A 14845-nucleotide genomic window follows, 5' to 3' on the forward strand; every position below is an offset into this window, starting at 1 on the left:
TGAGTTCTCACTGGAACTTTAAGTTCCCTAAAGGGCCGTTGGAGACTACAACGTTGATAGGCAAGGTGTGTAAGTGCGGTAACGTATTGAGCTAACTTGTACTAATTACCCGTGAGGCTTAACCATACAACACCTAAGTAGTGTTGGTGTTTACCAAGATTGTCAAAGAAGACGTTAAAATATAAACGCTTGTGATAGCGTATTTACATATTTCTGATTGAATAGAACAACGAAAAAGAACATTAGAATGTCACTTTCCTAATTACAATTTATGCTTGGCGGCCATAGCGCTGTGGTACCACCTGATCCCATGCCGAACTCAGAAGTGAAACGCAGCTGCGCCGATGATAGTGTGGGGTCTCCCCATGTGAAAGTAGGTCATCGCCAAGCGCCTCATTAAACGAACCCTGTTGACTTACGTCGACAGGGTTTTTTTATACCTGGAATCCGAGCATATCTGAGCCTAGCGATATTTACCCTCCCAATTACGAAACATCTTTTAAGGGGCGCTGGCTTCAGCCTGCAGTTTTCTGTGTTAATCTTTTTTGATACTTACAGGGAGTTGATTGGTTATTTGCAGTTATTAACTGTGTTCGTCCATTCGCCTTCAGGTACAAACGAGCAGTATGAGGTTGAACAAATTAAAAGTCGAAACTCAAAATAATACCAATTACATTAAATAAGTGAAATAGATCAGTTAATTAGTGTGATTGGTATAAGTAGGCTAAAGCCAGCGGCCCGATTATTAAGTTGAATACAATCGTTATAGCTACTAATTAATTATTTATCATCGAAACTACCAATTATTGTTTGAATCTTGTCATCTAGCTAATTATGCCATAGCTTAATCATTAACCTTTCTTCATTAGTACAGATATCAGATTGTTAAAAATGTTTATTTGGTAGTAGCAACTTAAGCATTTAAACAATGTCTTATACCAATTGCATTAAATAAGTGATCTAAATTTTGCGCAGGAAAAATGACTTAGTTTAAGGCGTAACTTAAGCCTTTCGTCGATTAACTTCGTTAATAGTCTATCGGAGAATTAACGATAAGATGTTAATTCTTTAATAGTTGTTCTATTTACGAAAGTTACAACAAAAAAATAAGTTATTTTAACAAGTAAAATAGATCAGTTACTTAGTGTGATTGGTATTATTATTCATTACTTTGATTATACGTTATTAAAGATAGGTTTATTTTGCTAATTTTTAGTAGATAGTATTAGGTTTTATAAAATAATCAGGATATTAATGTATTGCTATTAAAGGGTAATACCTATTGATAAGGAAGTAATTATGAAATCACTCATACTTAGTTTAGTCGTTGTTCTATGCTTATTAATCGCAATGGTTTTTGTTGAACCATTTAATCAAAATATCTCTACGCATTCTGTTTCTCATCATTCTAACGATCAAACCATTATTGAAAACACATTCAAACAAGACGCTGCTTTGATCCGTGATACCTATGAATCTGAGTTATATACCTTACCTGCTTTCAAGTCAGGCCATTACGGGTTGAGAATGTATCGTCAAACTTTAGATGAGAAGTATGCTGCTGCTATTTGGTCTGATTTGGCTAGAGTAGCAAGTCGTTTAAATTATTTTAGTAATGAAGTACATACTCCTCAGCAGATAGCCGATTATACAGCAAAACGTATTAGCAACTACTTAACTGATTCAAGTGAACGCAGTGTATTGCGTTTTCAGGTGACAAAAGATCTCCCTGAGTATTTATATCTTGGTGTTGATTTATTAGGGTCTATGGCACGTGCAAATGAGTATGGGTTAAAGCATCAACAGGATGCTAAGTTAAGAGAAGTTATACGCCGCTATGACTTCAGTATTTATGCTACCAATAGAGAGATGATAAAAGCGTGGGCTGCGCAATTGGCTAATCAAGTATATTGGTTAAAGCAGTTGGGTGAACAGGATGTAACAGCACAGTTTATTAATGCATTTAAACAAGCCTATCCAGACCAACAAGATCATCTTTTATCTGAACAGCAGTTGATCAACAAAGTGTATGGTTTAACTCATATTATATTTGCTGCTTCGGCATATTATCAACATCCGATTAAGGAAAATGATTTCCAATGGATATATAACTATTATCGAAATAACATTGATATGATTATCGAGCGTACCAAAGAAGATGTGATTGCAGAAGTTGGTATCAATTTTTTACTTGCAGGTCTAACTGATGATCCGGTGCTACTTAAAACACGAAGTGTTATTCAAAAAGCACTAGATAGAGAGCATGGTTTAGTGCCCTCTGCAGACGGTGAGTTTGATCTTGAAAAAGGCGAGCATCGTAATGTTTTAGCCATTATGTTATTAGATTGGCAGGGCGTACATCATGCGCCAACAGTCAATAATCAACCTGAGTTATTTAAGTCTGTTCCTTATGGTCTGACTACTAAATAGCATTCCAAATTAAAACCAATAAAAAGGTTTATATGAAATATAGTTTTAATGTAGAAGATGCAGGGCAGATATTTGTAGGTGCATTTGCATTAGCAGTGCCAGTATCATTTTCAGAAGAGGCATGGCATCTTGGTGAGACATTACCTACAGGCAATTTACTAATGTTATTGTCGTTATCGATTTTATTTCTAAGCCTCTATACCTACCATAGTGTTTTCCAAACTAACATTCAACATAGACGCTTTGTTTTTGTATTTCGTATTGTGATTGCTTATCTAATGACTGCATTTGTTGTTGCACTCGTATTACTATGCCTCAATAAATTACCATTTATTGACTCTCCTTGGACTGCTATTAAACGTATTATTGTTATCAGTATGCCGGCATCAATGGGAGCAATTGTAGTAGATAGTTTTGATAAAGAGTAAGGAGGGAGCATCCTTACCCTTACCCTTACCCTTTATAGTATTTTACCAGGGGATACTTTCACCTTTCCAGTCTAAGAAGCTAGCTTCACCATCTAGGTCGGTATTCGCTACAATATTAAATAATTGAGATGCAACAAATTCACTAGTAAATAATTTACCTTCTGGTACATTTTTTTGAAACGGTTTAGATAGAGGGCTATCCGTTGTACCTGGATGAAATGAAATAAGTTTGATATTTTTAGCTGTTCTGGAAAGCTCAATAGCCGCAGACTTTAACAACATATTAGTCGCTGCTTTAGAGGCACGGTAGCTGTACCAACCTCCAATTTTATTATCCGAAATACTACCAACTCTTGCTGAAAAAGTAACAATCTTACATACCTGTTTACCGGATAAGTATGGCACTAGATTTTTCAACCATAGCATAGGGGTAACAGTATTAGCGTTTATCACTTCAGTAAAACTATCCACATCGAAAGCCTGTAAGCGTTTCTCAGGTGTGACATGTTTATTGTGCAGTAATCCATGGCAGATAAATACATTGGTTACCAGTGTCTCTGTGCTTGCCTTGAGCAGTTCAATAGCTTCAACAATAGATTGCTCTTGATAGTCAGCTAGGGTAATCACTTTACTATTATGAAATAGAGGTTGATGGTAAAAGCTAGCATCACGAGTGATAACAATTAATGCATTATTATTTTCCTGCACTGTTTGTAGCGCTAATGCTTTTGCTATTTCACTATTTGCTCCGATTATTAGTGTCGTTGGGGTTGCCATAACAGGTTCCTTGTTCACAATGTTTAACACCTATACCAAAACGTTGGTAGATGAAGTTTGAAATAGGTTGACGATATTTAGCGATTAATAGGTAAACCTGATGCGAGATGGGTTTTATAATTGGCCATTGTAATGGTGCGACTAGCCAGCCTTTACCAACTAGTGTCCAAGCTCGATGAGTAACATCTAATCCCAATAATATTTGACCTTTGTATTGCCCATGTAAAATGGCCAAGCCTTGTTCAATATCGATTTCAGGATAAAGCGTATTAAAGTCTGCCTGGTGTAGGTCAACGAGTAGGATACAATTGTTTTTGTCCTGCTCTTTTAGCCTTTGCATTTCCAAGCTACATAGTGGGCACTGCCCATCATAAAAAATAGTAAGTTGCTGTGTATTCATTTTGAAGGCTCTATTTCGTGGGATGGTATGTTTGGTTTAGCATAATTCAATCGACTTAATCGCTGGCTACTGTGGTAACTATCCAAACCTGAAACAGAAACTGTTTGTAATGCTTCTATATCAATATAGCCGTCTTCTGTAATGGCACTTTCTTCGCATAGCACATCTGTAATTTCACCAATCACCATTTGTGTATTGTTAAGTGTAATAGGTAATATTTCTTTTAATTTAACCACATACTTTAAGCTGCTTTCTTTGACGTAAGGAACCTGATCGAGGTAACCGCAATGTAACCCTGTCATATCAAATTCACTATCATCTATCGGATATCGTGCAGATGTTTGATGAGCTTGTTTGTAAAAAGTCTCAGAAATTTGATTAATGGTATAAACCTGAGTTTCAAGAATATTATCCAGAGTGTGTCTTTGTCCTGTATCAGGTCGCATGATAAAAGCCACCAATGCAGGTGAAGCTCCCAAATGTACTACTGAACTAAAAATAGCAACATTGGTATGACCTTGTTTGTCTTGCGTAGCAATCAAATTAGCGCTTTTAAAGCCAGATAAGCTATTAATAAACTGAGCTCTATTTCGTGTTGGCATCTGCTTAATGTGTTGTTGATTAAAATGTTGAATGGCGATAGTAATCTCCTAGCGTCTGCTTCGATAATTAAATATACGTTTTTTGCTTAACTTAAGATCTACCGTTTATAAAATTAACCCCGTGTCATGTTATCTTGATAGTCCTTTATCAAAGCTATAGGTGAACTAATGAAACGCATTTCTCTTTGTTTATTATTAACATCATTTGTTATCACTCCTTTTGTACAGGCAAGTAACACCGAAAGTGCTTCATTGGATCACGCTCAGGTAACTTATGTACAAGCTACACAGAGCCAAAATGGGAGTTGGTGTTTTAATACTCAGGTGCATCATAATGACCAAGGCTGGAAACATTATGCAGATGCATGGCAAGTTTTGGATCTACAAGGTAATGTATTAGGCGAAAGAAAGTTACTTCACCCTCATGATAATGAACAACCTTTCACACGCAGTTTGTGTAATGTTCAGATTAAACCTGATCTACAGAAAGTGGTGATACGTGCTAAATGTAACGATCATGGCTGGGGTGATAAAACGGTCACGGTGAACTTATTAAGTGAAACAGGGAAAGGGTTTAAGGTGACTCGAAATAATAAATAACTCGATGGCAGCGATGGAGTGGCTACCATCAAGTTATGTAAAATAAGTGATCGGTATTATTTAGTGTGTTGCAATGTAAGGTTCTACAATCGCATTGTCTAAGCTGTAAGACATAGTGATTTTTTTATTACCGTCCACAAGGTATAGATCTTTCACTTCAGGTGTTATACGTAAAGTACCGGTGATCTTAATTGGCATAAAAGGTGAGCCAGCAGCAACTGGAGTTTTTGCTTTCACAAAAATTAACTGGTTAGCGGGCGGCACAGGTTTATGCGAACAAGCCCCGATCGTTGGGACTAGTAGAAATTCAGAAACAGTTCCTTTATCAAATTCTAATGCGAGCATATAACCCGACATTTCAATTTCTCTATCAGCTAATAGATCATTGGTAACTAATGCTGCCTTTTCGCGTTTTTTGATAATAATTTCGCGTTGTGCAAACATATAATCAATGTCGACATTTTCAGCTATAAGTTGCGCCTTAGCATCTTCTGCTTCTTGTAACATACCCTCAGTTAATTCGTAATCTGGGTAGAGACGCTGCATTTCTGAAATACGCCCATACACAGATAAGTTATATAACTGGTCATCTGTTAGGTCTGCAAAAGGGTCTTGGTAAGGTTCAACTTTACCTTCTAAATCCTGCCAGCCAATTTTCATTGGCTGAGCTTGAACCATCGAGGTTAAGCTCAGCAATAGAGTGATTATTAATAGTTTCTTCATATCTTCCTAAAACTTAATACTCATCCCATCTGATAGTGAATATTTATAAATCAACCATCCAGGAACAAATGCGATAATCAACGCACTTAATTGAATGATTGCTAAAATAGACAAATCATTAGGCGTAAGCATATTGATGTCTAAATAGAAGCCGTAATAGCTTGCTAACGGTGTTTGTAATGTAAATAGCAGTAGGTAAAGTAATGCAACACCCAATAAAATACCAGCAAAACAAACAAAACCTGCTTCACCAATGATTAATCCAAATATATGGCCCGGTCTTGCTCCTACCGAGCGTAGTATCGCCATTTCTCTTCGACGTTCATTTAAGCTCATTAAGATAATACTCAACATACCTAATAGTCCTACTAGGACAACAAAAGCAGTCACTATGTTCAGTGCAACTTCAGCAAGGCTGAAGAACTGCCATAGTTCTTGAAGCGCTACAGCAGGAATAATCGCTGATAAAGGTTCTGTTGGGTAGTTATTAACATAGCTTTGCATACTTAAAATTGCTTGCGGTGATGTTAATCCAACAAAAATAGCATTAATTTTTTCAGGTTTTATTTTTAATAAACGTGCAACGCGTTGGTCTTGTGTATCTTGGTGACCATGGTGTGCATGGACATCATGGTCATCGTGATCTTCATGCGCAGCTTCATCATGATGTTCATGTTCGTCATGGTCAGCGTGCTCTTCGTGAGTAGCTTCGTCATGATGTTCATGTTCGTCATGGTCAGCGTGCTCTTCGTGAGTAGCTTCGTTATGATGTTCATGTTCGTCATGTTCGTCATGGTCAGCATGCTCTTTATGGGAAGCCTCATCATGATGTTCATTTTCGTCGTGATCAGCATGCTCTTCGTGAGTAGCTTCCTCATGATGTTCGTGTTCGTCATGGTCAGCATGCTCTTCATGGATAGCTTCGTCATGATGTTCATGTTCGTCATGCTCAGCGTGCTCTTCGTGAGTAGCTTCGTCATGATGTTCATGTTCGTCATGGTCAGCATGCTCTTCATGGGTAGCTTCGCCATGATGTTCATGTTCGTCATGGTCAGCATGCTCTTCATGAGCGGCTTGATCATGATGTTCGTGTTCGTCATGGTCAGTATGCTCTTCATGTGCTGTTTCATCATGATGTTCGTGTTCGTCATGATCTTTATGCTTATCGCTTGGTAAGATCTGTTCACCTGGTAATGCACCAAAATGGCCGTGATTATCGGTGTGCATCGCTTCCATAGCTTCTAATGAAATAATTAACGTTTGGTCAATCGCAGTAAAAGAGGGCGCTAGAATCGCACTAATATAAAAAGGAATGTTGTCATGATGATGACCTTCTATTTCGCCGCCTCCATGAGTCACGATAACTTGATCGCCAATCTTGTAATTTAATTTGTCAGCAACCTCAGAGCCAATAACAACAGCAAACATATCATTATCAATCGCGCCTTTTTCAACGCTTAAATGTTGTTTATTGGCAAAGCTAAAGTAATCATAAAAAGTTAAGTCTGTGGCCATTACTGTATAGCCTTTATGAGAATCGCCTAATGAAATAGGGACTGCCCATTCAACGGCAGGTGATTGGCTAATCTTTTTATAAGTATTGTATTGGATGGTGTTAGGGGTATTACCGATATGGAAAACTGAACTTAATAGTAACTGTGATGATGCCCCTCTAGAGCCGATGATTAAATCAGTGCCAGAAATACTTTTCATAAAGCTGCTATTGGTTTCTGTTTTTAACGTTTGTACACCCAGTAATAAAGTGACACTGATAGCAATTGAAAAGAGGGTAATAAAAAAGGTTAGTTTACGGTTAAGTAAGCTCTTAAAAGCTAATGATAAAATAGCCATTATAAGGCCTCCTTAATGTTAACTTGGTTAAGCTCTAGCAGATTAATATGGTGAGAAAAATGATGCTTTAATGTGGAATCATGACTAACAAAGATAAGCGTGATATTTTCTTTCTCACACTCCTCAAATAGGATTTTAATAAATGCTTGGCGGTGGCCATTATCAAGTGCAGAAGTTGGTTCATCTGCAATAATAATATCAGGACTACCTAGCATCGCTCTTGCAGCTGCAACACGTTGTTGTTGCCCAACACTTAACTCATTCACGCTACGTTGGATTAGCTGTGTATCATCAATTCCTAATGCAGATAATAATCGTATTGCTTCTTTTTGTAAGCTACCACTTCGACTCAATGCTTTTTGTTTACGATCAGAAGAGAAGGTGCAAGGTAAGGTAATATTCTCTAACACACTTAAGTAAGGGATAAGGTTAAATTGCTGGAATATAAAGCCAATATGATTTGCTCTAAAGCTGTCTTTCTGATTTGAAGACATTTGATTTAATGACTGCCCAAGTATTTCAACATCGCCACTTTGCGGCGTAATAACACCACCGAGTAAATTTAATAATGTACTTTTACCACTACCACTAGGGCCTTCAATAAAAAGGTGTTGCCCTTGTTCGATACTGAATGCATTGATATTAATAATCGGCTCTTTTTGCCAAGCAAAGCGTAAGTTATTTATATTGATCATATTTTTCTCTTGGGTTTGAATGTCGTCAAATATTACTTTGTTACAATATAACAGTTATTCTGTTATAACATAACACAATCAAAAAAAATCTCTTGGAGAAACAAGGGAAACGGATAAAAATATTCAACTAAATGTAAAAGTAACCAGCGTTCTACTATGTCAAATTATTTGTATTTCACAATATTTTCGAAGTAAGTTATCGAATAATAGATCTCAGTCAAAATCATTAAGTAATACAAAAGAATCACTTTGTTTGAACTAATAGGGCGTTTATACTGAATTTAATTGCACAATTTTTAATTGTTGCCAATAAACCATAAATTTATCAAACCATTGTGAGAGTATTTTATGTCAACTACCCCATTATCTAGTGAGCAAATTAGTGAATTAGCTCAAGCTTTATCAAGTGCTCGTAAAGAAGTTCGTATCGTAGACGGTTTTCCTGGACCTATTCCAAGTACTTTAAAGGAAGCTTACACAGTACAAGATGGATCTATCGCAGCTTCTGATCAAGAAATTGTTGGCTGGAAAGTGGGTATGATTCCACCTGATTTACGTGACTCTCTAGGTGATGTGCGTGTTTTAGGCCCTGTTTTTAAAGATGTGCATATTCAATTAACAGAAAAACAAGCAACAGGTGAAGCGTTTGAACTACCTGTATTTGCTGGTGGGTTTATCGCTATCGAGCCAGAATTAGTAGTAGAAATCAATCAAGAGATTAAACCTGGCAGTATCGATACAGCTAAAGGTGTAACACATCTAGTGAAATCTGTTTATGCAGGTATTGAAATGGCAAGTAGTCCTGTGATTGATTTAAATAGTTACGGTCCAACGGCAATTATTTCAGATATTGGTAATCAGTACGGTGTAATTGTAGGAACCGAGATTGAAAATTGGGAAACTGCAATCACTACTATGGAAACTAGTACTAGTATCAATGGTGAGTTGATTAATACGGCGCCAACTGACGGTATTTTAAATGGTCCTATGGCGGCTCTAGCGTTTATGATTGACTGTTGTGCAGAACGAGGAATTACACTTCCTGCTGGTGCAATTTGTAGTACAGGTGCTATTACTGGTGTACATGAAACATTAGTAGGTGCAACTTCGACGGTGAAATTTGGTGATATCTGTGAAATGAACTTCACACTAGTAGATAACAGCAAAAGCTAAAATACTTATTAGATAGAACTGTAAAGCGATCTAATAAGATCGCTTTATATCTTTTAATTTTTTCACACTTTAATAATGCTTTATTAACAACTTTCCTAATCAATGTTGCACCCAGAAAATCTGCAGCTCGTTTTATATCAAAAGTGAATATCAATAATTTACAATAATCGTCACCATAGTCTGATATGGGATCATTTATTTTTAGTTTGTCAGTAATAAAATTCATCGTATTTGTTTACTTGTTTAAATGCGCAAAGTTGCTCTGAAAAGTAAGAACAAACCACAGTTAACCTAATTTTTATTCCTTTCGGAGTAATCTAAATTAGCCATAAATAAGATTAACCTAAGCCCTACAGTCAGTGGGTTCAAAGCTTTTATGAGAAAAATAATGACCATTTTATATGAACTTACTAATAGGTATTAGGTCTTTTATTAGCCATTGGTTATTTGATTAAAAGTCAAATTCGATTACAATCTGAGTTATGAGTTAATCTTTTCATTATATTAAAATCATATTAAAAATAGTGACTTATAAAATTATTTTGTAAGCTTTAATATACGTATTGATTATGAACAATAAGTAAACAAACAATAAAGGTGTCAGTAATGTTAAGTTCAATGATAATAACATCGCTTATGTCCTTTGCTGTCTCAGCCTTTTTATTTTATTTCTTCCACCCTAAAGCCATTCAATTCGGTCTTGTAGATAAAGCTGACCATCGTAAATTACATAAAGGTAATATTCCGGTTATTGGTGGCCCTGCCATCTACATTGCTTTAGTGTTTGCTTTATTCATGAATCAAAACTTTACTCCAGAAATACTTGCCTTTGTTTTTTGTGCCGGTTTTTTAATGCTGTTAGGGGTCATTGACGATAAAGTAAACCTGAAAGTGTCTTTACGACTTATGTCGATGATGTCGATTACAGCCTTTCTTTACTACTTTGCAGATCTGCAAATTCTGTCTCTCGGTAATTTATTTGCTTTAGGAGAAGTTGAATTAAGTAGTTTTGGATTATTGTTCACCATCATAGTAGTGATTGGAGTGATTACTGCTTTTAATATGGTGGATGGTGTCGATGGTTTATTAGGATGCCTAAGTATTATTAGTTTTTCAGCAATGGCTGTTTTATTTGCGGTTAATGGGCAATACCACCTTTCCTCTACATGTGTTTGTTTTATTGCTGCGTTGATTCCCTTTTTAATGTGCAATTTATCATTATTGCCAGGTAACCGTTATAAAGTATTTATGGGCGATTCTGGTAGTTTTTTCATTGGTTTTACAATGATTTGTTTGCTGGTGGCTGGCAGCCAAGAGTCGATGCATATTGATGATAATAGCTCCAAATCACTTGAATCTATCGCTTTCAAACCTGTTATAGCATTGTGGTTAATGGCTATTCCTGTCATGGATATGATTGCTAACATAATTAGACGACTTAAAGTCGGACAATCTCCATTCCAAGCTGATCGAGGCCACTTACATCACAAATTACAAGATATAGGTTTATCAGATACTCAAGTGCTGGTATTTATCTCTTTATTAGCACTGATCACCGCTAGTATTGGTGTCGTTGGTGAGATTATTGATGCGTCTGAAGTAGTGATGTCGATATCTTTAATTATTTTATTTGTTACGTACTTTCATTTCTATTCTCATAGTCATAAAGTGAGTCGTATAATTCATGGTTTATTTGGTAATAAAGCTAATAGTGTCAACTAAATACGGTTTATAAATCACTACCGGCTTAGATTACCCATTTCATAAGAAAGGTTTTGTTATGCATTATGATATTTTTAACGGGGATGCCGACGGTATTATCTCGTTACTTCAACTTCGTTTATCTACTCCATTAAATTCAACGCTTGTTACTGGTGTAAAACGTAATATTCAATTATTAAAAACTGTCTCTGCTGAAGCGCAAGATAGTTTTACTGTTTTAGATATTTCAATGGAAAAAAATACTCAGCCATTGTTAGAAGTATTAGATAAAGGATGTGACGTCTTTTATGCAGATCATCACCGTGCCGGCGATATCCCTGAACATAGCAATTTAAATGCTTTGATCGATCTTGATGCTAATATGTGCACCGCTTTAATTATAGATCAGCATTTGAATGGCCAATTCCATGATTGGGCTATTTGTGCTGCTTATGGTGATAATTTAATTGCGAAGGCAGATCAACTATCAGCTGCTGCAGGTTATAGCAAAGAACAAGCTGAACTGTTGAAAGAGTTAGGTACGTTAATTAACTATAATGGGTACGGTGCAGATTTAAGCGATTTACACTTTGACCCAGCTGAGCTTTTTCAAGCTTTGTTAAAGTATCAAAGCCCATTTGATGTATTTGCAGATAAAGCATCGCCTTATTATGCATTACAAGCTGCATACCAAGATGATCTAGAAAAAGCATTAGCAATTCCAGCTATGCACAGTAGTGAAATATTAAGCGTATTTGAATTACCTGACCAAAAATGGTCTCGCCGCATTAGTGGTGTATACGGCAACTTGCTAGCGAATAAAGGCCCTAATAGTGCATTTGCAGTATTAACCAAAAATGCACAGGGCGGGTATTTAGTTTCATTACGTGCGCCTTTAGAGAATAAACAAGGTGCCGGTGACATTTGTAGTCAATTTGAAACGGGTGGTGGTCGTGCAGCAGCTGCAGGTGTAAATCATTTACCACTCGAATCGTTGCCTGTTTTCATCAATACAGTAGAAGATTACTACCGTTAAATGCTTATAAGATCAGCAATACACTACTTTGATACTCCTTAAGGAGTGGGTTAAGCAATAAAATAACGGTGTTTGTTGATTTGTGTCTACTTTTATTTAAAAGTAACGGTATAGTTCACATTGATATAATAATTATAATTTGATGTTTGTTAAATTTTGAGTATAGAGAGAATATAAAATGAGAAGAATAGCGGTAGCAGGGACAGGATACGTTGGACTTTCTAACTCAGTTTTACTCGCTCAACATAACCAAGTGATTGCGGTAGATGTTGTAGCAGAAAAAGTTGCGTTATTAAATGAGAAAAAATCACCTATTGTTGATGTCGAAATAGAAGACTTTTTAGCAAATAAAACACTTAACTTCACTGCAACCTTAGATAAAGAATTAGCTTATAAAGACGCTGAATTCGTTATTATTGCAACTCCAACAGATTACGATCCAGAAACGAATTATTTCAATACGTCTTCAGTTGAATCTGTCATTAAAGATGTAATGGCGATTAACCCAAAGGCAGTGATGGTAATTAAATCAACAGTACCTGTTGGTTACACTAAAAGTATTAAAGAAGAGCTAGGTTGTGAGAATTTAATATTTTCACCTGAGTTCTTAAGAGAAGGACGTGCATTATACGATAATCTACATCCCTCACGTATTGTTGTTGGTGAACGCTCAGAGCGAGCAGAAACGTTTGCAGGTTTATTAGTAGAAGGCGCAATCAAAGAAGATATTGATGTACTTTTCACCGACTCAACGGAAGCTGAAGCAGTTAAATTATTTTCTAATACCTACCTAGCACTTCGTGTCGCTTACTTTAATGAATTAGATAGTTATGCAGAGGCTCATGGCTTAAATAGTCGTCAAATTATTGAAGGTGTTAGCTTAGATCCGCGTATCGGTAGCCATTACAATAATCCATCTTTTGGTTACGGCGGTTATTGTCTACCTAAAGATACTAAACAGTTACGTGCTAACTATGCAGATGTACCAAACAATATTATTGGTGCAATTGTTGATGCTAACTCAACACGCAAAGACTTTGTTGCAGATTCTATTATCGGTAAACAACCTAAAGTAGTAGGGATCTACCGTCTTATTATGAAAGCGGGATCTGATAACTTTAGAGCTTCAAGTATCCAAGGCATCATGAAACGCATCAAAGCTAAAGGCATTGAAGTTGTTATTTATGAACCTGTATTTGAAGGCGATGACTTCTTTAACTCAAAAGTGGTTAAATCATTGGATGAGTTTAAAGCAATGTCTGATGTGATCGTATCTAACCGTATGGTAGACGAAATCAAAGACGTGTCCGACAAAGTATATACTCGTGACCTATTTGGTAGTGATTAATCACAAATAGAACACAAGTAAACACTCAAAAAGCCGTTGTTAAATAAACAACGGCTTTTTTGTTGGTGAGGAAGTTGGGAAGTATTGCTAGCTTTGTTGTTCACATTATCTATAAAAGTTACGAAACATGTTTTAAGGGGCGCATGCTTCAGCCTGCTTGTTTTGACTTCGGGGCGCAGACTTTAGTCTGCAGTGTTTTGTTTTTTTGTGTGTTGAATTGATTGTTAGTTCGTTTTGCTCGTTGTAGCTAATCGTTGTATGCGATGACTCGCATACTGGCAGGCTAAAGCCAGCGTCCCGAATATCATGCTACGCATGATAGCTACCGCTGCTCTTTTGCATTTATCGGCGGATATTACAAAGTATGTTTTAAGGTTTAAGGTTTACGTAACACTCACTAAAGTTACTTGGCATCTTTTAAGGGGCGCTGGCTTTAGCCTGCAGTGTTTTGATTTTAGTGTGTTGACTTTGGGCTTACTGCTTTGTAAAAGTGATTTAGGAAACTTTAAATCACAACACAAAAAAGATCTGCAGACTAAAAAAGGGGGCGTAAAGCTTACCCGCTCATAAGACCAATCTGACGATTGATTCGTCCAGCGCCCCGAATATTATACTACGCATGATAGCTACCGCTGCTCTTTTGCACTTATCGACGGATATTACAAAGTATGTTTCAAGGTTTAAGGTTTACGTAACATTCACTAATGTTACTTCACATCTTTTAAAGGGGCGCATGGCGAATTAGGCGATAGCCTAGTGCAATGAGCGGATGAGCACTGCGATTCCTTTTTTTAGCCTGCAGTGTTTTGCCTTGTGTGTTGACTTTGGGGTTACTGCTTCGTAAAAGTGATTTATGAAACTTTAACTACAAACACAAAAAGATCTGCAGGCTAAAGCCAGCGCCCCGAATATCATGTTACGCATGATGGCTGCCGCTGTTTATTTGTGTTTGTTTCTTAATTAATTCAACGAAACAACTGTAGCTTTATTATTTACGTTATCTATAAAAGTTACGAAACATCTTTTAAGGGGCGCATGGCGAATTAGGCGATAGCCTAGTGCAATGAGCGGATGAGCACTG

Annotated in this window: 13 protein-coding genes and 2 rRNA genes; 9 read left to right on the forward strand and 6 right to left on the reverse strand. The window is 36.6% G+C overall.

The annotated features are described in order from the left end of the window. The 4 genes from V5290_RS14480 to V5290_RS14495 all read left to right on the forward strand — a co-directional run. Positions 1 to 126 (forward strand): 23S ribosomal RNA (locus V5290_RS14480); the annotation flags it as partial. Positions 127 to 274: 148 nt separating this feature from the next. Further along, a 5S ribosomal RNA gene (rrf, locus tag V5290_RS14485) occupies positions 275 to 390 on the forward strand. 909 nt (positions 391 to 1299) lie between these two features. Beyond that, positions 1300 to 2430, forward strand: coding sequence for a DUF3541 domain-containing protein (locus V5290_RS14490; RefSeq protein ID WP_333387246.1), 1131 nt, complete (start codon positions 1300 to 1302; stop codon positions 2428 to 2430). A 32-nt stretch (positions 2431 to 2462) separates the two neighbouring features. Further along, entirely contained in the window at positions 2463 to 2858 is a 396-nt protein-coding gene (locus V5290_RS14495) for a DUF2391 family protein (protein WP_290040767.1), read from the forward strand. A gap of 42 nt (positions 2859 to 2900) precedes the next feature. Here V5290_RS14495 and V5290_RS14500 read toward each other — a convergent pair whose 3' ends face one another. From V5290_RS14500 to V5290_RS14510, 3 genes are read right to left on the reverse strand one after another with little or no spacing between them, the layout of a single operon-like run. Continuing rightward, positions 2901 to 3635 (reverse strand): SDR family NAD(P)-dependent oxidoreductase, encoded by a 735-nt coding sequence (locus tag V5290_RS14500; RefSeq protein WP_333387253.1) that lies wholly within the window; start codon positions 3633 to 3635, stop codon positions 2901 to 2903. Continuing rightward, positions 3598 to 4035 carry a DUF393 domain-containing protein gene (locus tag V5290_RS14505; protein ID WP_333387254.1) on the reverse strand — a complete coding sequence of 146 codons (438 nt, stop codon included), beginning with the start codon at positions 4033 to 4035 and terminating at the stop codon, positions 3598 to 3600. The genes V5290_RS14500 and V5290_RS14505 overlap by 38 nt, the downstream gene beginning before the upstream one ends. Then, positions 4032 to 4637, reverse strand: a complete 606-nt coding sequence (locus V5290_RS14510; RefSeq protein ID WP_333387257.1) for a flavin reductase family protein — start codon at positions 4635 to 4637, stop codon at positions 4032 to 4034. Before V5290_RS14510 ends, V5290_RS14505 begins: the two co-directional genes overlap by 4 nt. Before the next feature lie 168 nt (positions 4638 to 4805). On the opposite strand from V5290_RS14510, the gene V5290_RS14515 reads away from it, so the two are divergent. Then, the gene (locus V5290_RS14515; RefSeq protein ID WP_333387261.1) at positions 4806 to 5237 is read left to right on the forward strand and encodes a hypothetical protein; all 432 of its coding nucleotides are present in this window, start codon (positions 4806 to 4808) and stop codon (positions 5235 to 5237) included. Positions 5238 to 5297: 60 nt separating this feature from the next. On the opposite strand, the gene V5290_RS14520 is transcribed toward V5290_RS14515, so the two are convergent. From V5290_RS14520 to V5290_RS14530, 3 genes are read right to left on the reverse strand one after another with little or no spacing between them, the layout of a single operon-like run. Beyond that, the gene (locus V5290_RS14520; RefSeq protein ID WP_333387264.1) at positions 5298 to 5960 is read right to left on the reverse strand and encodes a DUF3299 domain-containing protein; all 663 of its coding nucleotides are present in this window, start codon (positions 5958 to 5960) and stop codon (positions 5298 to 5300) included. 6 nt (positions 5961 to 5966) lie between these two features. Next, positions 5967 to 7811, reverse strand: a complete 1845-nt coding sequence (locus V5290_RS14525; protein ID WP_333387267.1) for an ABC transporter permease — start codon at positions 7809 to 7811, stop codon at positions 5967 to 5969. After that, on the reverse strand, positions 7811 to 8506 hold the full coding sequence (locus tag V5290_RS14530) for an ABC transporter ATP-binding protein (protein WP_333387270.1): 696 nt from the start codon (positions 8504 to 8506) through the stop codon (positions 7811 to 7813). Before V5290_RS14530 ends, V5290_RS14525 begins: the two co-directional genes overlap by 1 nt. 348 nt (positions 8507 to 8854) lie before the next feature. Here V5290_RS14530 and V5290_RS14535 point away from each other — a divergent pair, with 348 nt between their 5' ends. The 4 genes from V5290_RS14535 to V5290_RS14550 all read left to right on the forward strand — a co-directional run bounded on the left by V5290_RS14535 (position 8855) and on the right by V5290_RS14550 (position 13764). After that, positions 8855 to 9679, forward strand: a complete 825-nt coding sequence (locus V5290_RS14535; RefSeq protein WP_333387273.1) for a hypothetical protein — start codon at positions 8855 to 8857, stop codon at positions 9677 to 9679. Positions 9680 to 10285: 606 nt separating this feature from the next. Next, the gene (gene wecA / locus V5290_RS14540) at positions 10286 to 11401 is read left to right on the forward strand and encodes a UDP-N-acetylglucosamine--undecaprenyl-phosphate N-acetylglucosaminephosphotransferase (RefSeq protein WP_333387276.1); all 1116 of its coding nucleotides are present in this window, start codon (positions 10286 to 10288) and stop codon (positions 11399 to 11401) included. A gap of 58 nt (positions 11402 to 11459) precedes the next feature. Continuing rightward, entirely contained in the window at positions 11460 to 12416 is a 957-nt protein-coding gene (locus V5290_RS14545) for a DHH family phosphoesterase (RefSeq protein WP_333387279.1), read from the forward strand. 178 nt (positions 12417 to 12594) lie between these two features. Continuing rightward, the gene (locus V5290_RS14550; RefSeq protein ID WP_333387282.1) at positions 12595 to 13764 is read left to right on the forward strand and encodes a nucleotide sugar dehydrogenase; all 1170 of its coding nucleotides are present in this window, start codon (positions 12595 to 12597) and stop codon (positions 13762 to 13764) included. Positions 13765 to 14845 lie beyond the last annotated feature (1081 nt).

Origin of the sequence: Psychromonas arctica (assembly GCF_036697365.1) — a bacterium.
Taxonomy (GTDB): domain Bacteria; phylum Pseudomonadota; class Gammaproteobacteria; order Enterobacterales; family Psychromonadaceae; genus Psychromonas; species Psychromonas arctica_A.

What these genes read in the sequence shown, in the direction of transcription:
- V5290_RS14520 (WP_333387264.1), bottom strand. Translation starts at nt 5,960, where the DNA reads ATGAAGAAACTATTAATAATCACTCTATTGCTGAGCTTAACCTCGATG.
- V5290_RS14545 (WP_333387279.1), top strand. Translation starts at nt 11,460, where the DNA reads ATGCATTATGATATTTTTAACGGGGATGCCGACGGTATTATCTCGTTA.
- V5290_RS14535 (WP_333387273.1), top strand. Translation starts at nt 8,855, where the DNA reads ATGTCAACTACCCCATTATCTAGTGAGCAAATTAGTGAATTAGCTCAA.
- V5290_RS14515 (WP_333387261.1), top strand. Translation starts at nt 4,806, where the DNA reads ATGAAACGCATTTCTCTTTGTTTATTATTAACATCATTTGTTATCACT.
- V5290_RS14500 (WP_333387253.1), bottom strand. Translation starts at nt 3,635, where the DNA reads ATGGCAACCCCAACGACACTAATAATCGGAGCAAATAGTGAAATAGCA.
- V5290_RS14495 (WP_290040767.1), top strand. Translation starts at nt 2,463, where the DNA reads ATGAAATATAGTTTTAATGTAGAAGATGCAGGGCAGATATTTGTAGGT.
- V5290_RS14510 (WP_333387257.1), bottom strand. Translation starts at nt 4,637, where the DNA reads ATGCCAACACGAAATAGAGCTCAGTTTATTAATAGCTTATCTGGCTTT.
- V5290_RS14525 (WP_333387267.1), bottom strand. Translation starts at nt 7,811, where the DNA reads ATGGCTATTTTATCATTAGCTTTTAAGAGCTTACTTAACCGTAAACTA.
- V5290_RS14490 (WP_333387246.1), top strand. Translation starts at nt 1,300, where the DNA reads ATGAAATCACTCATACTTAGTTTAGTCGTTGTTCTATGCTTATTAATC.
- V5290_RS14550 (WP_333387282.1), top strand. Translation starts at nt 12,595, where the DNA reads ATGAGAAGAATAGCGGTAGCAGGGACAGGATACGTTGGACTTTCTAAC.
- wecA (WP_333387276.1), top strand. Translation starts at nt 10,286, where the DNA reads ATGTTAAGTTCAATGATAATAACATCGCTTATGTCCTTTGCTGTCTCA.
- V5290_RS14530 (WP_333387270.1), bottom strand. Translation starts at nt 8,506, where the DNA reads ATGATCAATATAAATAACTTACGCTTTGCTTGGCAAAAAGAGCCGATT.
- V5290_RS14505 (WP_333387254.1), bottom strand. Translation starts at nt 4,035, where the DNA reads ATGAATACACAGCAACTTACTATTTTTTATGATGGGCAGTGCCCACTA.